The sequence below is a fragment of the Sporosarcina sp. resist genome (assembly GCF_014302295.1).
GTDB lineage: Bacteria > Bacillota > Bacilli > Bacillales_A > Planococcaceae > Sporosarcina > Sporosarcina psychrophila.
In genome coordinates, this window is sequence record NZ_CP060287.1 from 2,418,669 (window position 1) to 2,441,226 (window position 22,558).

At 39.0% G+C, this 22,558-nt stretch carries 19 protein-coding genes; 10 read left to right on the forward strand and 9 right to left on the reverse strand.

From position 1 onward, the window contains the following. The first annotated feature begins 34 nt into the window (after positions 1-34). Both fdhF and H7992_RS11745 read left to right on the forward strand, forming a co-directional pair. On the forward strand, positions 35-2,971 hold the full coding sequence (gene fdhF, locus H7992_RS11740; protein WP_187047675.1) for a formate dehydrogenase subunit alpha: 2,937 nt from the start codon (positions 35-37) through the stop codon (positions 2,969-2,971). A 6-nt stretch (positions 2,972-2,977) separates the two neighbouring features. Continuing rightward, entirely contained in the window at positions 2,978-3,454 is a 477-nt protein-coding gene (locus H7992_RS11745; protein WP_187047676.1) for a helical membrane plugin domain-containing protein, read from the forward strand. A 116-nt stretch (positions 3,455-3,570) separates the two neighbouring features. Here H7992_RS11745 and H7992_RS11750 read toward each other — a convergent pair whose 3' ends face one another. Together H7992_RS11750 and H7992_RS11755 are read right to left on the reverse strand one after the other, a co-directional pair. Beyond that, complete coding sequence (locus H7992_RS11750; protein WP_187047677.1) at positions 3,571-3,978, reverse strand: DUF4395 domain-containing protein; 408 nt, start codon at positions 3,976-3,978, stop codon at positions 3,571-3,573. Positions 3,979-5,217: 1,239 nt separating this feature from the next. Further along, positions 5,218-5,373, reverse strand: a complete 156-nt coding sequence (locus H7992_RS11755; protein WP_082786555.1) for a DUF1540 domain-containing protein — start codon at positions 5,371-5,373, stop codon at positions 5,218-5,220. Positions 5,374-5,717: 344 nt separating this feature from the next. Between H7992_RS11755 and purU the strand changes: the two genes are divergently transcribed. Further along, on the forward strand, positions 5,718-6,626 hold the full coding sequence (gene purU, locus H7992_RS11760) for a formyltetrahydrofolate deformylase (protein WP_187047678.1): 909 nt from the start codon (positions 5,718-5,720) through the stop codon (positions 6,624-6,626). 182 nt (positions 6,627-6,808) lie between these two features. On the opposite strand, the gene H7992_RS11765 is transcribed toward purU, so the two are convergent. Continuing rightward, entirely contained in the window at positions 6,809-7,168 is a 360-nt protein-coding gene (locus H7992_RS11765; RefSeq protein WP_187047679.1) for a collagen-like protein, read from the reverse strand. Positions 7,169-7,496: 328 nt separating this feature from the next. Here H7992_RS11765 and H7992_RS11770 point away from each other — a divergent pair, with 328 nt between their 5' ends. The 4 genes from H7992_RS11770 (at position 7,497) to H7992_RS24960 (ending at position 11,566) form a co-directional block, all read left to right on the forward strand. After that, positions 7,497-7,763 (forward strand): phosphocarrier protein HPr, encoded by a 267-nt coding sequence (locus H7992_RS11770; protein WP_067208839.1) that lies wholly within the window; start codon positions 7,497-7,499, stop codon positions 7,761-7,763. Continuing rightward, positions 7,763-9,478, forward strand: coding sequence for a phosphoenolpyruvate--protein phosphotransferase (ptsP, locus tag H7992_RS11775; RefSeq protein WP_187047680.1), 1,716 nt, complete (start codon positions 7,763-7,765; stop codon positions 9,476-9,478). Before H7992_RS11770 ends, ptsP begins: the two co-directional genes overlap by 1 nt. Positions 9,479-9,733: 255 nt before the next feature. After that, positions 9,734-10,516 carry a Cof-type HAD-IIB family hydrolase gene (locus H7992_RS11780; RefSeq protein WP_187047681.1) on the forward strand — a complete coding sequence of 261 codons (783 nt, stop codon included), beginning with the start codon at positions 9,734-9,736 and terminating at the stop codon, positions 10,514-10,516. A gap of 324 nt (positions 10,517-10,840) precedes the next feature. Further along, positions 10,841-11,566 (forward strand): 3D domain-containing protein, encoded by a 726-nt coding sequence (locus H7992_RS24960; RefSeq protein ID WP_187047869.1) that lies wholly within the window; start codon positions 10,841-10,843, stop codon positions 11,564-11,566. 51 nt (positions 11,567-11,617) lie between these two features. Here H7992_RS24960 and nspC read toward each other — a convergent pair whose 3' ends face one another. The 6 genes from nspC to speD form a co-directional block, all read right to left on the reverse strand. Then, positions 11,618-12,754 carry a carboxynorspermidine decarboxylase gene (gene nspC, locus H7992_RS11790; protein ID WP_187047682.1) on the reverse strand — a complete coding sequence of 379 codons (1,137 nt, stop codon included), beginning with the start codon at positions 12,752-12,754 and terminating at the stop codon, positions 11,618-11,620. A gap of 13 nt (positions 12,755-12,767) precedes the next feature. Then, positions 12,768-13,967, reverse strand: coding sequence for a saccharopine dehydrogenase family protein (locus H7992_RS11795; RefSeq protein WP_187047683.1), 1,200 nt, complete (start codon positions 13,965-13,967; stop codon positions 12,768-12,770). Between the two features lie 291 nt (positions 13,968-14,258). Beyond that, positions 14,259-15,104 (reverse strand): agmatinase, encoded by an 846-nt coding sequence (gene speB / locus H7992_RS11800; RefSeq protein ID WP_187047684.1) that lies wholly within the window; start codon positions 15,102-15,104, stop codon positions 14,259-14,261. Next, the gene (gene speE / locus H7992_RS11805) at positions 15,094-15,945 is read right to left on the reverse strand and encodes a polyamine aminopropyltransferase (protein WP_187047685.1); all 852 of its coding nucleotides are present in this window, start codon (positions 15,943-15,945) and stop codon (positions 15,094-15,096) included. Before speE ends, speB begins: the two co-directional genes overlap by 11 nt. Next, positions 15,942-17,369, reverse strand: a complete 1,428-nt coding sequence (locus tag H7992_RS11810; protein ID WP_255428689.1) for an aminotransferase class I/II-fold pyridoxal phosphate-dependent enzyme — start codon at positions 17,367-17,369, stop codon at positions 15,942-15,944. Before H7992_RS11810 ends, speE begins: the two co-directional genes overlap by 4 nt. Positions 17,370-17,413: 44 nt before the next feature. Further along, positions 17,414-18,232: an adenosylmethionine decarboxylase gene (speD, locus tag H7992_RS11815; protein ID WP_067213932.1), complete on the reverse strand. Its 819-nt coding sequence runs from the start codon at positions 18,230-18,232 to the stop codon at positions 17,414-17,416. Positions 18,233-19,508: 1,276 nt separating this feature from the next. Here speD and H7992_RS11820 point away from each other — a divergent pair. The 3 genes from H7992_RS11820 (at position 19,509) to H7992_RS11830 (ending at position 22,558) form a co-directional block, all read left to right on the forward strand. Beyond that, on the forward strand, positions 19,509-20,498 hold the full coding sequence (locus H7992_RS11820; protein ID WP_067208860.1) for a YecA family protein: 990 nt from the start codon (positions 19,509-19,511) through the stop codon (positions 20,496-20,498). 549 nt (positions 20,499-21,047) lie between these two features. Next, complete coding sequence (locus H7992_RS11825; protein WP_067208863.1) at positions 21,048-21,515, forward strand: GNAT family N-acetyltransferase; 468 nt, start codon at positions 21,048-21,050, stop codon at positions 21,513-21,515. 38 nt (positions 21,516-21,553) lie between these two features. Next, positions 21,554-22,558 (forward strand): asparaginase, encoded by a 1,005-nt coding sequence (locus H7992_RS11830; protein ID WP_187047687.1) that lies wholly within the window; start codon positions 21,554-21,556, stop codon positions 22,556-22,558.

Sequence of the window (22,558 nt, forward strand, 5' to 3'; positions counted from 1 at the left end):
GTGGTTTTTTATTTATAAAAAAGGAGGCGCATACATGCCAATCAAGATTAACGGTTCCAATTATGACTTCGTGGAAGGCAAGACGATCCTTGAGGTGATCAATCAGTATCAAATTGATCATCCGCAAATATGTTACTTACCTGAAGTGGACCCAATTGAGACATGTGATACGTGTATCTTGGAAGTAGATGGCCGTCTAATGCGTGCTTGTTCAACAAAAGCTGTCTCTGGAATGAGCGTAGAGCTGGCTTCAACTCGTGCTAAAGAAGCGCAGACGGAGGCAATGGATCGAATTCTAGAAAATCACCTTTTGTATTGTACAGTGTGTGACAACAATAATGGCAACTGTAAAATACATAATACGGTGGATATGATGGAAATCGAACATCAAAAATATCCAAATGAACCAAAATGCACACAGGAAAGTGTTGATTTTACACACCCATTTTACCGTTACGACCCAAATCAGTGCATTGCTTGCGGCCAGTGTGTTGAAGTATGCCAAAATTTACAGGTAAATGAAACCTTATCGATTGATTGGGAGAGGGACCGTCCAATTGTTCTGTGGGATGGGGGCGCGAAAATTAATGACTCATCTTGTGTAGGCTGCGGCCACTGTGTTACCGTATGCCCATGCAATGCACTAATGGAAAAATCAATGCTTGGTGAAGCCGGATTCATGACCGGGCTAAAAGAGGAAATCCTGACGCCGATGATTGAACTTGTCAAAGATGTTGAGCCCGGGTATAGCGGCATTATGGCCGTATCAGATGTTGAATCGGCGATGCGCGATACGAGGACGAAGAAAACGAAAACAGTATGTACATTCTGCGGTGTTGGGTGCTCATTTGAAGTGTGGACGAAAGATAGAAAAATTTTGAAAATCCAGCCCGTTTCAGATGCCCCAGTCAACGCGATTTCGACATGTATAAAAGGGAAATTCGGGTGGGATTTCGTCAACAGCGAGGAACGAATTACGACACCACTTATCCGAAAAGGCGATTCTTTTGTTGAAGCTACGTGGGAAGAAGCGCTTGACCTTGTTGCTTTGAAACTAGGTACAATAAAAAAAGAGTATGGAAAAGAAGCTGTTGGCATCATTTCATCTTCGAAGATTACAAATGAGGAAAACTATGTGATTCAAAAATTAGCACGTCAAGTATTTGAAACAAATAACGTTGATAACTGCTCACGCTATTGTCAATCACCAGCGACAGACGGTCTATTCCGTACAGTAGGGATGGGCGGAGACGCTGGAACTATTAAAGACATAGCGAAGGCTGGTCTTGTCATTATTGTCGGGGCTAACCCAGCTGAAGGACATCCAGTTCTGGCCACTCGTGTGAAGCGTGCACATAAGCTGCACGGACAAAAATTGATTGTCGCCGATTTGCGAAAAAATGAAATGGCTGACCGCTCTGATATCTTTATAAGTCCGAAGCAGGGAACTGATCAAGTATGGCTCATGGCAGTGACAAAGTACATGATTGATAAAGGATGGCATGATCAGTCCTTTATTGATGAAAATGTCCATTACTTGGGTGAATTCAAAGAAGTTCTTGAGAAATATACACTCGACTATGCTGAAACAGTATGTGGTGTATCAAGGGATATGCTAATCAAGACAGCGGAAATGATTCGTGATGCAGACGGTACTTGTATTCTTTGGGGAATGGGTGTCACACAAAATACTGGTGGATCGGATACTTCCGCCGCAATCTCCAATTTGTTACTTGCGACAGGTAATTATCGACGTCCTGGTGCTGGGGCTTATCCGCTACGTGGACATAATAACGTACAGGGTGCATGTGATATGGGATCGCTACCAGGATGGCTACCAGGCTATCAACACGTCACTGATGATAAAGCACGTCAAAAGTTCGAAAAGGCATACGGCGTGAAAATCCATGATAAGCCCGGACTTGATAATATTCAGATGCTACATTCCGTCGATGCTGAAATCATGAAAGCCATGTATATAGTTGGTGAAGATATGGCGCTCGTCGATTCTAATGCGAACTATGTACACGATGTCTTGTCTAAGCTCGACTTTCTCGTTGTGCAGGATATTTTCTTCTCAAGGACTGCGCAATATGCAGATGTCATTTTACCGGCGGTTCCATCACTTGAAAAAGACGGAACATTTACAAATACGGAAAGACGTGTGCAGCGTTTATACAAAGCACTTCCGGAATTGGGAGACGCACGGGCGGACTGGTGGATTGTACAGGAAATCGCTAACCGTCTCGGTGCAGAATGGAACTACAGTCATCCGAGTGAGATTTTTGCGGAAATGGCTAGCCTTTCACCGTTATTTAGTCAAGCTGATTATAGCGTAATGGAAGATTGGGACAGCTTCTTATGGGGCAGTTTGGATGGTGAAAGTACACCGCTGTTGTACGTGAACGGATTTAATTTCCCTGATAAAAAGGCTCGTTTTGCTCTGTCTGACTGGGTGGAACCTGTAGAGTTTCCCTTAGAATATGATCTCCACATCAATAACGGGCGTTTGCTAGAACATTTCCACGAAGGCAATATGACGAATAAATCGGATGGAATTCAGAAGAAAGTGCCGGAGGTTTTCGTTGAAGTTTCACCGGAACTTGCGAAAGAGCGTGGTGTGTTAAGCGGTTCCCTTGTACGCTTGATTTCGCCATATGGCGCTTTAAAATTACCAGCACTCGTAACGGACCGTGTAAAGAAAAATGAATTGTTCTTGCCGATGAACTCAGTTGAAAAAGAATCAGCCATTAATTTCCTAACCGGTCCTGCAGTCGATCAGCGCACGAATACACCAGCGTATAAACAGACGATGGTACGAATGGAAGTACTTCGAAAAGAAGGCGAAAACCCGTTGCCTAAGTCGAACCATCGTAATAAAGAGCGTCACCCACAAAATGGTGTTGAAGTGGAGCGGAAATGGGCTCGTCCAGGATATATACAATTAACTGAAGCTAAGAAAGAAAGGTGATATACGATGGCGGCACCAATTACTTCTATTAAATGGAACGAACTGACACCACAAGAAATCAAACAGAATAAACTGGGTGAGCTACAGTCATTAATTGCCGAACAAGACCAGGCACTCAATAAAATACTTGAAATTACTGGGGAGTTGGATGACGCAGGCGTCTTCGATGCACTGAAGGCGATGGTGAAAGCAAAGGCTGATATCGCGAAAATTGCAGTAGACCAAGCATCACGTGACCCAGTAACCAATATTATCAACCATGTGCTACATGCAACTAGTGTGATTTCATCTATTGACCCTGATGTTACAGCGAAACTTGCTGCGAGCGTTAAAAGTGGATTGAATGAAGCTGAGCTTTATAGCGGTAATGGGCAAAAAGTAAGTATTTTTCAATTGATGACTGCATTAAATGATCCTGATACGAACCGTGCCGTGAAATTTGGACTAGATTTTCTGAAAGGGATGGGCAAAGGGTTAGAATAAGATAGCAAGTAGTAGAAGGTTCGAAAAAGTACCAGTAATACGTCTCGATTACACACAAATAAAATGAAATCAGCCATACATGTTAATGGCTGATTTCATTTTGTGTTACACAGTACTTAATTACGTCGATAACTCCATTGTTGGTATTGGAAGCGTACAAAGCAACCTATGCAAAAACCTAGGATTGCGATGAGTGCAGCTATGCCAACCATCGTCGTAGCGATATTAAATAATATAGTCCAATTCAATAAAAAGCTTACACATGCAACGAATAAAAATCCGACAGCCAACCATTGGTTAAATCGTAACTGCGCGTAGTCTTCTTGAATATATTGATTAGCTGGTTTAGCTAAAAAATGCTTAACAAGTACTAAAATCGGATGGAATCCCGTCAATAAACTTGAAAGATTTGCGATTAATGGAATGAGTAATATCCAAGCTGACTGTGTTAGAAGTGCAATAATTACAGTCAAAACAATCGTCCATTGATTTGCCATTACTAAAGGTTTTGGTATTGTTTTCACATTAAAACCTACTATTCTAATTGGATTTTATACTATTATATGTTATGGTGACCGGAATGTACATGAGTAAGAGGAATAAAAATAGAGCAGGTTTTAGATATTTACCTAAAATTGAAGTTCGAGGTTTCCATACATATAAAAGAGACCCATTATATTTTGACTTTAAATCATTATTCTATTCAGTGTATTGCATAGTTACTCTTGCATCATTCATTAGTCAAAGCGACAGCATTGCGTTGAAGGACAAGTGACGCTTCTAGATGTAAACAACCAAAATTGTTTTCAGTAAAGGGTTAATTTATGAATAAAAAAGCTTTTTACTTGCGATGTTTACAGTCATTGAATGGGATCAGGATTCGCTACTATACGTACTAGTTTACTAGGAGGCTATAACCAGGCAATTTGATACTTACTCGGTTTTATAGTATCTAGCGTTTTCGTAATTTATGCCCTCTGGCTTGGAACTAAATTCCGGTCACCTAAAAAAAGAGGATATTCTGAAGATAGGTGTACTTGGTTAGATTGGGATTAGTGTCTACCACTGGGGAGTTACATATAGAAGAAGTGACAGTTTCTTCAGGTTCCGAAGAAATGTTCATTGCTTCTGCACCTGTTTACACAGCATTGATAGCTGTCATATTTCTGAAAGAGCGGTTAAGTACTCTCGCTTGGGTGGGGATGTTTGTCGGGATTATCGAAATTTTTCTCATTACAGCTGGATCTAAGGGAACATCTTTCACTATTTCAAAAGGAGTTATTTTCATTTTGAGCGCATCTATAGTAACATCTTTTTTCTTCGTTTTCCAAAAATCACTATTGAGATGTTATCGTTCCAATGAAATAACCACATACTTCACTTGGGGGGGAACTGCCATTCTTCATTTACTTCCCAGGTCTCTTACAAGGCATTCAGGGTGCTACAAATGAAGCTAATTTGTCGACTATTTATTTGGAGGTTTTCCGGAGGCAGCTGCTTATGTTACATGGGCTACGGAACTTTCATTGGGAGAGACGGGTTCAGTTGCAAGTATGTTATATGCTGAACCAGTTGTTGCCATTAATGTCGCCATTGCGAGTGATCCGATTTATGTAAATAAACACGTTATAAATTGTTAATTATTCAAGAAAATGAAAGACACCAGATTCCAAAACAGTCAGAATTGCTTTAGAATCTGGCGCTTTCCACAGTGCATGATACTAAGCTTGAACTAAATTATAAATAATCGAATACGTCGTCATTCAATCTCTTGGCACGAATGTTTTACAATCCGTTTCTTCACTACTTGTTGCTTTTTTTCCTTTTTGGCTGACTACGTAGATAGAATTCGCTTTACATTTGTTTCCGGGACCCCAGAATTTACAGTTACTCACTTCGCAAAGAATTTCTTGAGCCATAGTATCACACCTCCTTTTTATTATGATGAGCAAAAACAGAGGATTAATACTTTTTTCTTTTAAAAGCATCTATTAAGAAAACTATCATGATTTTAAAAAATGGGGTACAATTGAAAACATTGCTCAAGCGCGTAGTATGACCAATAATATTAACTATAGTAGTTGAATAAATGAATACCCTATATAAACTTAATGAGGGCACCTTACAAGGTGTAGCCGAAGTCCTAATGCTGCAGCGAAGCAAGTTAGCATAGGGCGGGAAGTATCCTTAGCGATATAGTTAGTTCAATGGAGTTCTTTATTTCAACACATATAGCATGATTATCATTAGGAGCTGTTCGTAAATGTCTATTAAAACAGAAGTTGAAATGAAATTGAAACAACAGGGAAATCAAAATGAAAATCGGGGGCGACTGTTAGTAAAATGTCCGGATAAACCTGGAATTGTATCGATGTTGTCGACATTTTTACTTAATCATGATTCGAATATCATTGAATCAAGTCAGTATTCGAATGATCCCGAAAAGGGAAACTTTTTTATTCGAATGGAATTTTACTGTGAAAATTTGAAAGAAAAGTCAGCGCAAATGGAAAGTGATTTTGAGGAAATTGCTACCAATCATTCTATGGATTACCACTTTGCTTACGAAAGTGAACGGAAGCGGACAGCTATCTTTGTTTCAAAAGAGCCACATTGTTTGATTGAACTTTTGTGGGAATGGCAAAATGGTGACTTGGACACAGATATTGTAGTCGTTGTAAGTAACCATGAGGACGCACGGGAGATGGTCGAATCTTTAGGAATTCCTTTTCACTATATTCCTGCCAATAAGGACATTCGGAAAAAAGTAGAAGAAGAACAGATTCGCCTAATGGAAGAATATAGTGTTGATTTACTAATTCTTGCTCGCTATATGCAAATTCTTACGCCTGACTTTGTAAATCATTTTCAACATCGAATCATTAACATTCATCACTCTTTCTTGCCGGCGTTTATTGGAGCCCGACCATATGAACGGGCATATGATCGTGGTGTGAAACTGATAGGGGCTACTTCCCATTATGTAACAAACGATCTTGACGAAGGTCCAATAATTGAACAGGATATCGAGCGGGTAGATCATCGTGATGACGTAATAGATTTGAAAAAAATTGGAAGCCGTATTGAGCGACGTGTTCTTGCAAAAGCTGTAAAGTGGCACCTCGAAAATCGAATTATTGTCGAAGGTAACAAAACGATTGTGTTTCATTAATATTGGGTTTTTGCGTTTGGTACAGATTTTAAATAGTTAAGGAATCTAGTTTCATAGCGCCTGGAATCAGTATGTAAGTCAATGTAACGACATAATAAATAAGGCCAATTTCTCAATTAAACACGAATGATTACAATGTCGTGTTTAGTAGAAACTGGTCCTTTTTATTTATTGAATTATTACTATGTGCACTGAAAAGATATGATTTTATCCAAGTCTATTCTCCATGGAAGCCATGCATAGCCATCCCATTTAAAACCCGTGGTTGTAAAATAATCGATGTAAGTTGGATGAAACCAAAATGATGTTCGGTTTACGAGACGTAGGTAAGTATCGCGATATAAGCAACCTCGTAACGCGCCTGGATCTATGGAAAGTGGTCCAGTTTGTTGTTTTGGGATAGTAGATGGCGGTGGATTGGTCGGTGCTGCACCTTGTTTCGTAAATTGAACTTGTTCTTGATTTTTTGGATAATGTGGCTGTCCAAAGGGGAGTTCCGAGTTATTGGGATTGTGCGGGACTGGAAACTGATCGTCAGACAAAATTGAGTGCCTCCTTTTTCGATATATACCTAGTAGTATATGTGAGAATCATATTTTGGGACCTGGTTAGTAAAGTGCTACCTTGCCGGAATCAAGTAAGTGAAGAATTTAGCTGTCTGCTAAGGGAAGAAGCCAGTATAGGAGTTATGTCCGTTCCTTATATGAGTAAGGGCCGATGATAACATATCGATTACAATTAAATGAAGGATCAGAAATGTGTAATGAAGATGTAAAAGAGGAGTTTTTTTGGGTTAGATCCTTTTCTATCCCGACCCAAAATGATAAGCTTGGTAAGTAAGTATTATTTTAATGAGGGAGTATGATTTAAATGGTTGAAAAACAATTTATAGTTACGGATGAGCAGGGGATTCATGCGCGACCCGCTTCAATATTAGTAAGTACAGCAACCAAATTCAAATCCGATATAAACTTGGTTTACAATGAGAAAAACGTCAATTTAAAATCAATTCTTGGCGTAATGTCTTTAGGTATTGGTTTAGGTGGAGAATTTAAAATTAGCGCCACTGGAATCGATGAACAGGATGCACTTAACGAACTTGAAGAAGCGTTGAAAAACGGAGGACTGACTAACTAATGAGCCTACTTCATGGGATTTCTGCATCAAATGGTATAGCGATAGCAAAAGCGTACCGTTTTGTTGAGCCAGATCTATCTTTCAGTAAAAAAACTGTTGAAGACATTCCGGAAGAACTTTCACGTTTTCAGTCAGCTGTCTCTATTTCGAAAAGTGAGTTAGAGTCAATTCGCGATACCGCTGCAAAAGGACTTGGTGCAGATGAAGCAGCTATCTTCGATGCACATATATTAGTTTTACTTGATCCGGAGCTTCTGACTTCAATTGAAGATAAAATTAAAACAGATCATGTGAATGCTGAACACGCACTCAAAGAAACGTCTGATATGTTTATTACAATGTTCGAGCAAATGGATAATGAATATATGAGAGAACGGGCTTCGGACATTCGTGATGTTGCGAAACGTTTGCTGTCCCATTTGCTAAATGTTGAAATTGTAAATCCGAGCATGATTTCTGAAAAAGTAATTATTATCGCAGAAGATTTAACACCTTCAGACACGGCGCAGTTAAATCGTGAATTTGTAAAAGGTTTTACAACTAATATTGGTGGGAAGACTTCCCATTCTGCGATTATGGCGCGCACATTGGAAATTCCCGCAGTTGTAGGTACGAAGGAGGCGACTAAGCTTATTCAGGACGGTGACATCATTATTGTTGATGGGTTTAAAGGAGAGGTACATATTAATCCTACTCCGGATGTCATTGCTACATACGAAAATGAACAATTGAAGTATGAGCAACAAAAAGCTGAATGGACAAAGCTAGTAGATGAAAAAACAACTACTGCTGATGGTCATCATGTTGAGTTAGCTGCAAATATCGGCACCCCGGAAGACTTAGAGGGAGTCATCAGTAATGGTGGAGAAGGGATCGGATTATACAGAACCGAGTTTTTGTATATGGGCAGAAGCCAACTCCCAACTGAAGAAGAGCAGTACGAGGCATATAAGAAGGTTCTACAGGGAATGTCAGGTAAACCGGTCGTTGTTCGGACCCTTGATATTGGCGGGGATAAAGAACTCCCTTATTTAAATCTCCCTAAAGAAATGAATCCATTCCTAGGACTTCGCGCTATTCGTTTATGTTTGGAAGAGCAGGATATTTTCAGAACGCAATTAAGAGCTCTTTTAAGAGCCAGTTCATATGGGAATTTGAAAATCATGTTCCCGATGATTGCAACTCTTGATGAGTTCCGCCAGGCTAAAGCAATTTTGGAGGAAGAGAAACAAGAACTCCTAAATAACAATATAAATGTTGCCACTACTATTGAGGTTGGCATCATGGTAGAAATCCCTTCCACTGCAATACTGGCAGATCAGTTCGCGAAGGAAGTTGATTTCTTTAGTATTGGAACAAACGATTTAATCCAATATACGATGGCTGCAGATCGTATGAATGAACGCGTTGCCTATTTATATCAACCTTATAATCCAGCAATTCTACGGTTGGTCAAGATGGTTATTGACGCCTCACATAAGGAAGGAAAATGGACTGGGATGTGTGGGGAAATGGCAGGGGATGAAATCGCTATTCCTTTACTATTGGGACTAGGCCTTGATGAATTCTCGATGAGTGCCACATCCATTTTAAAGGCCCGTACTCAAATTCTAAAATTGAACAACAGCGATATGGTAGAACTTGCGAATGAAGCCTTGCAGATGTCAACAGCTGAGGATGTAGTTCAAGCAGTTATGGCCCGCTGCAATTTGTAATTCAAAACAGTTATCATAAAACAGCATCCCAGAACTTGATTAATCGTTCAGGGGTGTTGTCTTTATTTATTGTTTTGCTGTATTCTTGTGTCAAACACCAACACCACTGTTATTCCTACGACGCCATTCTAAAGAATCCTATTTGTTGATGTATGTTAGAATTACCCCGCAATTAGCCTCGAATTAGTATGAAATAAGAATCACACTTTTAAAATTGAACCAAATATGAATTCATTCTGTAATGGGGGAAATAAAATGACTAAAAAAATGATTATGTTTGATATTGACGGAACTCTTTTAGACCACGATAAGAAATTACCTGCTTCTGCGAAGGAAGCTGTTAAATCTTTAAAAGAAGCAGGACATGAAGTAGCCTTTGCGACGGGGCGTGCTCCTTACTTTATTAAAGATCTAAGGAAAGAATTGGAAATTGATTCTTTCATTTGTTTTAATGGTCAGTATGTTGAAATTGAAAATGAAGTCATTTATAAAAACCCTATTGATAGAGAATTATTAGCGCATTTATCGGGTTTTTCCACAACGCAAAATCATCCACTTGTTTATATGGGTGCAGAATTTATGAGATCCACTTTTGACTATCATTCTGATATAGAAGAATCTCTTACCTCCCTTAATATTGATACTACTCAAATAGTAATGGACGCTAGTTACTACAACGATACTGAAATTTATCAAACACTCCTGTATTGCAAAGAACATGAAGAAACATTATATCGAGACAATTTGCGAAAATTGAACTTTATCCGTTGGCATGAATATTCGATGGATGTTCTACCTCTTGGCGGCTCTAAAGCGAAGGGAATTGAAAAGTTCATTGAGAAGAAAGGGTTCTCGAAAGATCAAGTCTATGCTTTTGGTGATAATTTAAATGATATTGAAATGCTTCAGTATGCTGGACATAGTGTTGCGATGGGGAATGCACCTGAGGAAGTGAAAAAAGCAGCAAGATATGTTACGAAAGATGTGGGCGAAGATGGTATTGCTTACGGATTGCAGATGGTTGGATTATTATCTTAACTAATTGGAGACATAAATGATCTATTACAATTGCCTACAGTGAAAACAACAATTAGTCATTCAAATGAATGGCTGATTGTTGTTTTTATTTTCGTGGATTTAATTCGATAACTTACACATTATGTAATAAGATTTCATCGCTAAATCGCTAATAATACCCTATTCTCAAAACAAATTTTAGTTGTTTTGGAGAAGGGTTTCTTTTTATTTAATTAGAATGTTTGTTTTTCAAAGATTCGGGGCAATACTTGTGGAAACAAATTATCGATTGCTGTTTAGGATAAGCAATCGTATTTGAAATGAAGGAGGAGACTTTTGTTGAAAATGAAAATATTTTTGTTAGCCCTAATTTTTGCGTTTTCCACTTATTCAGTAACAGATGCGGCGATACTCTCAGATGCCCAACTGAGTGATGATGAACTGACATATTTACAAACCCTTTCAAATGCAGTTGACATGATTTTGGGAGAAGCAGAAGAAAGTAAGGTACCTGATCAAGAAGTAGTAGATCAGGAATTAGTCGCACCAGTGGAATCAACTCCGAAGCCGAAAAGCTATACAGTAAACGCAGGCGATAATTTGTATCGAATTGCACTTAATCATAACATTACTATAGATTCTCTCACGAGTTGGAACGGCCTAACAGGCGAGGTGATCCACCCTGGTGATGTATTAATCGTCAGTGGGCATGTAGCAGATGCGGGAACGAAAGATACAATTGCGGCTGCAATCGTGCCAACGCCACCACCTGCAAGTGATGGAAAAGAGATGCTGGTTACAGCGACAGCCTATACAGCCTACTGTACGGGCTGTTCAGGAACTACCGCTTACGGCATTGACTTACGTTCTAATCCAAATCAGAAAGTAATTGCAGTAGATCCAAAACTTATTCCGCTAGGTACAAAGGTTTGGGTGGAAGGCTATGGAGAAGCGATAGCTGGAGATACAGGAGGAGCCATTAAAGGGAATAAAATCGATGTTTTCATTCCATCTTATAATAATGCAATGGAGTGGGGAGTCAAAAAAGTGAAACTTAAAGTACTCAATTAATAAAGAAAACCTGTGCAAAAATAGTATTTTTGCACAGGCTTTTCATTCTGGTTAAGATAGACGGTTTCTAAAATCGTCATACCCAAACTGTTTAATCACTTGAATACCATTACTAACGGTATTTAAGGCGATAGAAGGTAAGTTAACACCATTAAATGTATTGTTTTTCACCATCGAGTAGTGGCCCATATCACAAAAGACAAGCTTATCACCAGGCTTTAAAGGCTCATCAAAAGAATAATCACCAATGACGTCTCCAGCTAGGCAAGTAGGTCCACCGAATCGATAGGTGTAAGCCTTTTCGTTTGGCATTCCTGCACCAATGATTTCAGGGCGATAAGGCATCTCCAGTACATCAGGCATATGACATGCTGCTGAAGTATCTAAAATAGCAATTGGCATACCGTTGTGGAGGGTGTCCAAAACAGTCGCAACAAGATAGCCAGTATTCAATGCAACAGCTTCACCAGGCTCTAAATACACTTGTACACCGTATTTATTCTTCATAAACAGTATCGAACGGATAAGTGTTTCGATATCATAATCGGGTCTTGTGATATGATGCCCACCGCCGAAGTTGATCCACTTCATATTTTTAATGTATTCCCCAAACTTTTCATCGACAACTTGCACGGTGCGCTCCAGCGTATCAGAGTTTTGTTCGCACATCGTATGGAAGTGTAAGCCATCGATGCCTTCAAGCTGATCCGCTTCAAAATTCTCAAGCGTAACGCCAAACCTTGAATGCGAAAAACAAGGATTGTACATATCGACTTCGATTTCAGAGTATTCAGGATTAATGCGAAGTCCAATTTCTATTTTTTTTGGATGGTTTTTAATTTTTTCTTTGAATTGATTATATTGTTGAAACGAATTAAAGACGATGTGATCTGAATAAGTAAGAATCTCATCAATCTCTGTTTCCGAAAAGGCAGGGGCGTAGGTGTGTACTTCCTTGCCCATTTCTTCGAAGCCCAGTCTTGCTTCGTGTACGGAACTAGATGTTACCCCGTTCAAGTATTCTCCGATTAACGGATAAACTGAGAACATCGAAAATCCTTTTTGAGCAAGTAGAATCTTACAGCCCGTCTGGTCAATAACAGACTTCATTTTTTCCAAGTTTTTAATAAGCAATCCTTCGTCCACTACATAGCAGGGGGAGGGGAGTGCATTTAAATCAATATTCAATTTCAAGCCCTCCTCAGTCAATCAATTCAGGATTGAAGCTTTCCTGCCATGGTAGACCATATTTGTTGAGTGCTTCCATGAATGGATCAGGATTGAACTCTTCGATATTGTGTACGCCAGGATTCTTCCATTTACCCGTCATTACCAGCATCGCACCGATCATTGCAGGTACACCTGTTGTATACGAAATTGCTTGTGAACCTACTTCTTTGTAACATTCTTGATGGTCACAAATATTGTAAACATAATACGTTTTCTCTTCGCCGTCTTTGATACCTTGGAAAATACAGCCGATATTCGTTTTTCCTATTGTTCTTGGCCCAAGAGAAGCTGGATCCGGTAGCACAGCTTTTAAGAATTGAAGGGGAGCGATTTCTTTCCCTTCGAAAAGGATTGGTTCAATAGAAGTCATTCCAACGTTTTCAAGCACTTTTAAGTGGTTCAAATAGTTCTCTGAGAACGTCATCCAGAAACGAATTTTTTTGATACCTGTAATATTGAGTGCAAGGGATTCCAGTTCCTCGTGATGTAATAAGTAAACATCTTTTGGACCGATTTCAGGAAGATTATAGACACGTTTAATTGATAATGGTTCAGTTTCGATGAACTCACCATTTTCAAAATAGCTTCCATTAGCTGTGATTTCACGGATGTTAATTTCAGGATTAAAGTTAGTAGCGAACGGATAGCCGTGATCACCAGCGTTTGCGTCCACAATGTCAATCGTATGAATTTCATCGAAATGATGTTTTAGTGCATGCGCAGAGAAGACACCTGTAACGCCCGGATCGAAGCCGCTTCCAAGTAGGGCAGTGATGCCAGCTTTTTCAAAACGTTCTCTGTAAGCCCATTGCCAGCTGTATTCAAACTTAGCTTCGTCAAGAGGTTCGTAGTTTGCAGTATCGACATAGTCAACGCCAGTAGCAAGACATGCATCCATGATCGTTAAATCCTGATATGGCAATGCAACGTTAATGACGATATCTGGTTGGAATTTATTAATAAGTTCAACCAGTTCTTCCACATTATCAGCATCTACTTGCGCCGTTTGAATTTTAGTACGGCCGCCATCCAGTTTTTCTTTTAACGCATCACATTTAGATACTGTACGACTTGCGATACAGATTTCTTCGAATACGTCAGGAACCTGACAACATTTATGAACAACTACTCCTGCAACTCCACCAGCACCAATAATTAACGCTTTTCCCATAATGAACACCCGCCTATAATATAGTTTTTTTTAGATTGAAAAGTTGAAGTAAAGAATTCCTTCAAATCTGCTGCGGCGCTAGGGGATGCCTCCCGCCAAGATTAGTCGAGATATCCTTGAACCTAAAGGAAATAACCTCTGGACATTAACTGTATAATTTCTGCAAAGTACTCAGAAATTATACAAACCGAACTCTTCGTTGTTCGGTTGGCTATCCCTTTTAAGGCGCCTACGCTCAGTTTGTACATGTATCCAAACGCCACACCCCGGTGCCAGTTACTGCCACCGAATTCAAATTGCCAATAACAATTCGCGTAGTACTTTACATGCTACCGCTGTCGAGACACCGCTTTGATCGTAAATCGGAGATAGCTCGTTTACATCACAAGCAACAATATTGAGGCCGCTTACTGTTAACATGGCATTCAGTAATTCCATAAAGCTGACTCCGCCGGCTTCAGGTGTACCTGTTCCAGGAAATACAGAAGGGTCCAATACATCCAAATCGATGGTTAAATAGACTGGTTTACCTTTAAGCTTTTCAACGACTTCTTCTAATCCGTTAAAGTTAAACTTGTTCGTAAACACATGGTCTTTACCCCATTGGAATTCACTGCGGTCTCCAGAGCGGATACCGAATTGGAAGATCTTGTCGTCTCCGAGTAAGTCCCATACTCTGTGAATAACGGTGGCATGAGAAAGGGTTTCCCCAAGATAGTCCTCACGTAAATCTGCATGTGCGTCAAATTGAATGACATGAAGGTCAGGATGTTTTTTGGCAACAGCACGCATTGCACCGAGTGTCACCAGATGTTCCCCGCCAATCATGCAGGGAATCTTGCCGTCATCCAAAATTTGAGTTGTGAAATCTTCAATTTGTCCTAATGCTCTTGTCGTGTTCCCAAAACTTAATTCTAAATCGCCACCGTCAAATACAGCGATATCCTCTAAGTCTTTATCCTGATAAGGGCTATACGTCTCAATTCCAAACGATTCACCACGCATTGCTTTACTTGCGAAGCGTGTACCAGGACGAAAAGAAGTTGTAGAGTCAAATGGAGCCCCAAAAATAACGATTTTCGATTCTTCATACTCATTGTCACAACCAATAAACGTTTCAACATTTCTATTCAACATCTTTTAATTGCTCCTTTACATAGTTTGGAAGTGCAAATGAACCAACATGAATGTCTGTATTGTAATACCTTGTTTTCAGGTCAAGGTCATTCCATGCTGTTGCATCCAAATCTTGAATAGGGTCAAATTTCTTTGACGCAAAACCAAACAACCAATGACCGGATGGATAAGTTGGCATGTGAAATTGATAAACTTTACAAACAGGGAAGAAGCCCACGATTTTTTGGTGTGCTTTCCTCATACCAAGCGCATCCTCAGCGTAAAAGGGACTTTCATGTTGATTCACAAGAATTCCATCTTCTTTCAGCGCTTTATAACAGTTGCCGTAGAATTCTTTTGTGAATAGCCCTTCACCTGGACCGAATGGATCTGTCGAGTCCACAATGATCAAATCATAATCATTTTCGATTTTACGAACAAATTTTAGCCCGTCTTCAAAGTACAGATTAACCCTCGGGTCATCTAATTTCGAGGCTGTCTGCGGTAAATATTCTCTGCAGACATCAACAACCATCTTATCAATTTCAACCATGTCGATTTGTTCAATAGTTGGGTAAGCAGACAATTCACGGATTGTTCCACCATCACCAGCCCCAATGACTAGTACTTTTTTTATAGTCGGATTGGTTGCCATTGCTACATGCGTAATCATCTCGTGATATATAAATTCATCTTTTTCAGTACACATTACGAGTCCATCTAGTGTAAGAACACGGCCAAACTCCGACGTTTGTAAAATATCGATTTTTTGAAAATCACTTTTACCCGTGTAGAGGTGCTCTTCCACTTCCAATGAAAAACGGACATTAGGCGAATGATTTTCTGTATACCATAAATTCATTTCGCCAACTCCTTCAACACATTAATATTTGCAATGTCGCTGTCTTCAGTACCTGTTAAGAAACAGCCTTTATCTTTGGAGTATTGAATGAAATCCAAAATTTCCTCTGTAATCCGTTCACCAGGCGCCAAAATCGGGATACCTGGGGGGTAACACATAACGAATTCACTGGAAATATAACCTGCGCTCTCCGAAATGGGCAACTTTTGCTTAGGCGCATAAAAGGCTTCTTGCGGTGTGAAAGCAACTTGCGGACGAATGTAATCATGGATGAAAACGCTGTTTTTATTCTTAGAATAGCGGCGTTTTATTTCAGCGAGTGCTGCGACTAACCGTTCCAAATCAAGATGCCTGTCACCGACAGAAATATAAGCCAAAATATTACCGATATCGCCAAATTCAATTTGAATATCATACTCATCTCTAAGAATGTCATAGACTTCAATTCCGGCTAAGCCAATGTCGCGGGTATCCACCGAAAGTTTCGTAACATCAAAGTCGAAAATCGTATCTCCATTAATCAATTCTTTCGAATAGGCGTAATAGCCGCCAATCTTATTGATTTCAGTCCTTGTATAGTGTGCCATTTCGGCAACCTTTTGAAATATCTCTTTTCCGTTAAGCGCTAAACTTCTTCTCGAGATATCCAGGGAAGAGAGCAGTAAATAAGATCCGCTTGTCGTTTGTGTCAAATTGATAATCTGCCTCGTATAACCTTCGCTTACGTCATTGTTTATCAACAAAAAAGAGCTTTGTGTCAATGACCCGCCGGATTTGTGCATACTAACGGATGCCATATCAGCACCAACTGACATAGCAGAAGCGGGAAGATTATCACCAAAGTAAAAATGAGTACCATGTGCCTCATCGACAAGGACGAGCATATCGTGTTGATGTGCAAGATCGGTAAGAGCTTGCAGGTTTGAACAAATCCCATAATAAGTAGGATTGTTGATGAGAATGGCTTTAGCATCTGTGTTATCTAAGATAGCTTGTTCTACATCTTTTACGGCCATTCCTAAAGGAATGCCAAGTTCACTGTGTACGCCCGGATTAACATAGATAGGAACGGCACCACTTAAAATGAGGGCATTAATCGCACTGCGATGTACATTGCGTGGCATAATGATTTTATCCCCAGCTTTGCATGCCGTCATGATCATTGCCTGTACTGCAGATGTGGTACCATTCACCATGAAAAAGGCGTGCTTAGCATTAAATGCTTGAGCTGCTAATTCTTCTGCCTCTTTTATAACCGAAACAGGGTGGCAGAGATTATCAAGTGGTTTCATGGAATTGACATCCATAGTCAAGCATTGTTCACCTAAAAATGCAGCTAATTCAGGATTACCTCTTCCACGTTTATGACCTGGAACGTCAAAAGGGACGACGCGCATTGATTTGTATTGATTCAGCGCCTCCATTATGGGGGCTTTATGTTGCAAAAGATGTGTCACGTAATCACCCCTCATTCATCTATATTAGAACCATTAAAAATTTCAGTCATCTCTTTTCGTAGCATGGTTGTGATTTCGAGCCTTTCATTAAGAGGTAGCTCCGAGACATCTGTATTGAACAAATAGTCCTGCAGGTTTATGTCTTTGATAAGTAGCTTTGTATGAAAGATATTGGATTGGTGTACATTTATATCTTTCCAATGGTATTTCAGCAATGTATTGCTGTCAATATAATCCCGAATGGACTCTATAGAATGATCTATATACAATTTTTCGCCTTCCATATTGCGTGTAAATCCACGCACTCGGTAATCAGTTGTAATAATGTCTGAGTCGAAACTCCCGATCAGATAATCAAGTGCATTCAACGGGGAAATTGTGCCGCACGTTGAAACATCAATATCGACTCGAAAAGTAGCGATAGAATTATCGGGATGATATTCCGGATATGTGTGAACGGTAACGTGACTTTTATCCAGGTGACCAACGACTGTTTTACGAGTTCCCAAAATGGTACGTTCACCTTTATTACACGATTCATCAATCAATGCGATAGGAAAGGCTTCCTCCGAAATAAGAATGGTCACACTTGCACCTTGTGGATCATAATCCTGTTTACTGACATTCAAGACATGTGCCCCGATAATATCTGTCACTTCGTACAGGATACTGGTTAATCTATCGGAATTATATTGCTCATCAATATAAGCAATATATTCACTTTGCTCCCGCTCACTTTTCGCATAGCAAACATCATAGATGTTGAAGCTAAGAGTCTTTGTGAGGTTGTTAAAGCCATAAAGCTTCAGCTTATTTTCCAACCCTACCATCACGCCTTTCATGTAAAACAAATCTTATTATAAAGTATAACATTTCTTAGTCAATAGAATTTATTCTTCATAAATTAAAATAAAGAATCCCATTGAATTCGCTTCAGCGCTAGGGGATGCCTCTCGCCTTAAGCCAAGCAGCTTCGCGGCCAGTCTTAAGGCTTCGGCTACCCTTTGTAAGGGGCCTACGCTCGGTTGATATAGGTATATGCAGATAAAATATTTAGTAGGCATTCACTAGAGTTGCAGTAGAAAAAAAGTGGAACTACTTTAAAATATTATTAATTACTTGCGAAAAAATGCCCCTAATTAGTAGTAAGGAAACGACGACTAAATCAGTTACCTATACTATTAAAAGGAGCTTCATGAAAAGTGTAAACTAAAGTTTAATCTTTCGTCAATAGTTTTTAAATTCAGTGTTAGTTGACTGTGAAAAAAATGGGATAGAAAATAGGTTGAAGTAGTGTAAATAAAAATGGAGAATTAATATTTTTGTAATATATATTAATTGTAAAAATTTATTTATTAATTAATTTTATTCTTCGGGAAATAGGATGCTTTCAAAATGTTAGAAGATTATTTCCTGGGAAACTAATTTTGATTATTCTTAATACAAGGAATTCTTAACGAGAGTATGTGTATTTTAAAGATTACTTTGCGTTAGATAATTTATCTGACACGGTAAAAGATGGGAATAATATCTTTCGTGGCTGTATTTTCAGAAAAATACAACATGTTAATAAAGTGTATCCATTCCGCTTGTAGTTCATACGCTATTGAGTGAGTATGAAACGGAGGGAATATTGCATGATAGATGTTGTGAATTTACAGGCGATTATTGAGGAGCATCGAAGACAAATAAAGCCTAGGAGAATGACAAGTGGAGAGAAGCGAGTTCTTTCACTGCAAAAAGAGGACAGACGACTTAACGGGCAAAAGCCCTGACAGTCGTTTTTTTGATTATTTTAAAGGACGTGTGTCGTAGTATAGATGAGTATCCATTGTTCTAATAATTATCTTCAAAACTGATTCTGATTAGGGAAGAGTTATAAATCCATACCAATATAAACTGAGCGAAGGAGCTTTACAAGGGGCAGTCGAAGCCCTAGCGTCGTAGCGAATTCAATAAGGTTCTTTATTTCTACATTTATAGTACCGTAAATACACAGGTTGTAGATGAATACACCAAACTGGCAAACTAAAATGTACACTTATTATTTTTGTATAGTCATGTTACACTTAAATGTATTCTTAATTAGTTAAAGGACGTGTTTATGTGATTGGACGTAATGATCCATGCCTCTGTGGCAGTGGGAAAAAATATAAAAAATGTTGTGAATCGAAAGCGACATTTTCAATAGAAGAAGTGCAATCGGAAGAGCTTGAAAGAATTTTGCAAGCGTTTTATGAAGAGTATCCTGAAAAACGTGACCTAAATGAATTCTTGAGCTTGGTGAAAAAATGGAGTGAGCCACTTAAGGAATATTTAGTCGAGGAAATGATTGAAGCGATTGTCATGGATGAATTCTTTTTCCATCACAAACCGGACATTTGGACGAATTATATGAAGAAACAACAAAAGAAAATTATCCGTCCATCTGTAGTGAAAGTGTTAGAAACATGGTCTGATCCACGTATTTTCATTGGAGAAGTAGTAGCTGTAGATGATACATATATGTCCATTAAAAATATATTAGAAGACGAAACGATACGTTTACGACGTGAAAGTGAAAAGCCTGTTCCAGTAGGCGTCCATGTGTATTGCTTCATTTTACCGGATGGCTCATCCAAAGATAATCACTATTTGGCGATTTCAAGCTTGATTTTCTTCCCAACCGATTATACAAAAGCATTCGGGAGATTTGTGAAGCAATTTGAATCACAAGAAGAACAATCTGTTCCCTCATTTTTAAAAGAAAATGGAATTGCATTTTGGAAGCTACTTGGTGAGGATGGCTACGACGGAGGAGAATTTACAAACTTTGAAGCGGGTGTACTCCAAAAAGCAATAGAGTTTTTAGAGGAAAATGAACGTGAATCTGAGCAATTAATAGAAATAATAGAAGATTATTTAGTAGAACAGCAGCCGAACGCACGTAAAGAAGTGGCGATTGCAGCTGGAGCAATTCGATTTGGCCAAGAAAATGCCTTATTTGAACCTCTTACGATAACTGTGAAAGAGATTGCTGAATGGTTTGAAGTGTCTACCTCTTCATTGAATAAATATTATAATGATTTAAATGCGTATTATACTAGCAAAGATTGATCCATATTTTTATAAAGAACATCCTACTCATTTGAAAAAATGGAGTGGGATGTTCTTTTTTTATTTCATCAAAAAATGAATTGATTTGTATCTTAAACTCGTTATAGCAAGTGAATATGCTGACTCTTCACGGGTGGCATTGTCATTCAAAGTCTTGGAGAAAAACAAAAAATCATAAAAACTGTATTTAGTATGAAGAAGACAAAGAGAAATGGGAGGTGCCATTATATAGGTAGATTCACATATTTGTTTTGTCATGAAGCACTGCAAAGGAGGAACTCCATAAATTTTGGAGTCTTTTTTTTATTGCTTATAAGTGTTGGGATTTTCTTGCAAATGTTGGTAAATGGTAATCCTTTAATTGTAATGAAATAATTTAAGTTTGTTAGGGCAAGTGCTGATATAATGGAATTTAACTCTTTGGAATAATCGGTTCTCAGTAAACGCAGGAGGTGACGTAGTCATTTAAGTAATTGGTTATTATGTTAATGGCATACATAGAACTTCTTAACTGGAACGTACGTACTTTTGTGGAAGGGAGTAGAATACATGAAACTGCATTTTTATAATCATGCTTTTGCTAAACTCATAGAAAACTATACACTAACTAGCGAACAGCAACGATTTACGGGAACCCCAAAAGATTCTATTGATCTTTCGAATACGGAAGAGAATCGCTATTCGATTTTAGCGGTAGAAAATGAGCAACTTGTAACGTTCTTTAGCTTACATAAAGGTGAAGGGGTTAACCCTTTTTCTCCTAATGACGATGCTATATTAATTAGAAGCTTTTCAACGGATTTTCATCAGCAAGGTAAAGGTTATGGGAAGAAAGCATTGATGCTTATACCAGAATTTGTTAGAAGTAATTTTATTGGCATTGATGAGATCGTACTAGCTGTAAATATTAAAAATGAGATAGCTCAAGCCCTGTATAAAAAGTGTGGCTATATTGATGAAGGCGTTCGGGAGATGGGGAGAAGTGGTGAACTCATTGTGATGAGCTACCACCTGTAGAGAATTCTTTCATAACGAGCAAGTGGAGGGAATAAACAGTGGACCAACAAGTACTAGTGGAAGAATATCGTAATGACATTTTAGAAAACGTTCATATGGGTGTTATTTGTGGAATCAATGCAGATGGCGATATCCTTTATTCTGTTGGCAACGAAAATCATATGACATTTCTTCGTTCGGCAGCAAAACCATTTCAGGCGATTCCAGTTATTCAAAATGGAGTAGATGACAAGTTCGGACTTACATCCAAAGAAGCTACTTTATTTGCTGCTTCGCATCGTGGAGAAGACTATCACATTGAGGCGCTGGATTCGATTTTACAAAAGGTCGGAATTAATGAAGAGCAATTTTATTGCTGTCCAACCTATCCGCTGAATGAAGAACCAAAAGCGGACTATCATCGAAAGCACGGGAAGCAGCGAAAGCTTTACCATAACTGTTCAGGAAAGCATAGCGGTTTTATCGCTTTGGCAAAAGTGCTGGGATACGACATTGACGGTTATTGGAAGTTGGAACATCCGGTACAGCAGCTGAGCTTGGCCGCGATGGCTGATATGGCCAATTATCCGAAGAAAGACTTTGGCATTGGAATTGATGGATGTGGATTCCCTGTGTATGCAATGCCGCTTCAGAACATTGCTCAAGCGTACCTGAAACTTGCTTGTCCAGATTTGATTCAGCAACGAGAAATGAGAGAAGCTGTCGTTAAAATTACTCGCTATATGAATGCACATCCGGAAATGATTGCGAGTCATGATTTCATTTGCTCTGTTTTATTGGCGGACCCAAATATCGTTGCTAAAGGTGGAGCTAAGGGCGTGTATGGTTTTGCACTTAAGAATGAGCGAATGGGCTTTGCATTAAAAGTAATGGATGGATCCGAGCTTGTGTGGCCAATCATTATTGCATCTATTTTGGAGCAGATCGGTTATGAAAACCATGAAACGATTGAGCGTTTGTATAAGTTAGCGCCAAAAGAAATTATAAATGATAATAATGTGATTGTCGGGGAAAGAAAAGTCGTATTTGATTTACAAAAATAA

Bases quoted from the DNA above. Each gene is read 5' to 3' on its own strand.
- H7992_RS11825 (WP_067208863.1), top strand. From the start codon at position 21,048: ATGAAACTGCATTTTTATAATCATGCTTTTGCTAAACTCATAGAAAAC.
- purU (WP_187047678.1), top strand. From the start codon at position 5,718: ATGTCTATTAAAACAGAAGTTGAAATGAAATTGAAACAACAGGGAAAT.
- H7992_RS11745 (WP_187047676.1), top strand. From the start codon at position 2,978: ATGGCGGCACCAATTACTTCTATTAAATGGAACGAACTGACACCACAA.
- H7992_RS11755 (WP_082786555.1), bottom strand. From the start codon at position 5,373: ATGGCTCAAGAAATTCTTTGCGAAGTGAGTAACTGTAAATTCTGGGGT.
- speD (WP_067213932.1), bottom strand. From the start codon at position 18,232: ATGGTAGGGTTGGAAAATAAGCTGAAGCTTTATGGCTTTAACAACCTC.
- H7992_RS24960 (WP_187047869.1), top strand. From the start codon at position 10,841: ATGAAAATATTTTTGTTAGCCCTAATTTTTGCGTTTTCCACTTATTCA.
- H7992_RS11810 (WP_255428689.1), bottom strand. From the start codon at position 17,369: ATGGAGGCGCTGAATCAATACAAATCAATGCGCGTCGTCCCTTTTGAC.
- H7992_RS11795 (WP_187047683.1), bottom strand. From the start codon at position 13,967: ATGGGAAAAGCGTTAATTATTGGTGCTGGTGGAGTTGCAGGAGTAGTT.
- H7992_RS11780 (WP_187047681.1), top strand. From the start codon at position 9,734: ATGACTAAAAAAATGATTATGTTTGATATTGACGGAACTCTTTTAGAC.
- H7992_RS11770 (WP_067208839.1), top strand. From the start codon at position 7,497: ATGGTTGAAAAACAATTTATAGTTACGGATGAGCAGGGGATTCATGCG.
- ptsP (WP_187047680.1), top strand. From the start codon at position 7,763: ATGAGCCTACTTCATGGGATTTCTGCATCAAATGGTATAGCGATAGCA.
- speB (WP_187047684.1), bottom strand. From the start codon at position 15,104: ATGTTGAATAGAAATGTTGAAACGTTTATTGGTTGTGACAATGAGTAT.
- fdhF (WP_187047675.1), top strand. From the start codon at position 35: ATGCCAATCAAGATTAACGGTTCCAATTATGACTTCGTGGAAGGCAAG.
- speE (WP_187047685.1), bottom strand. From the start codon at position 15,945: ATGAATTTATGGTATACAGAAAATCATTCGCCTAATGTCCGTTTTTCA.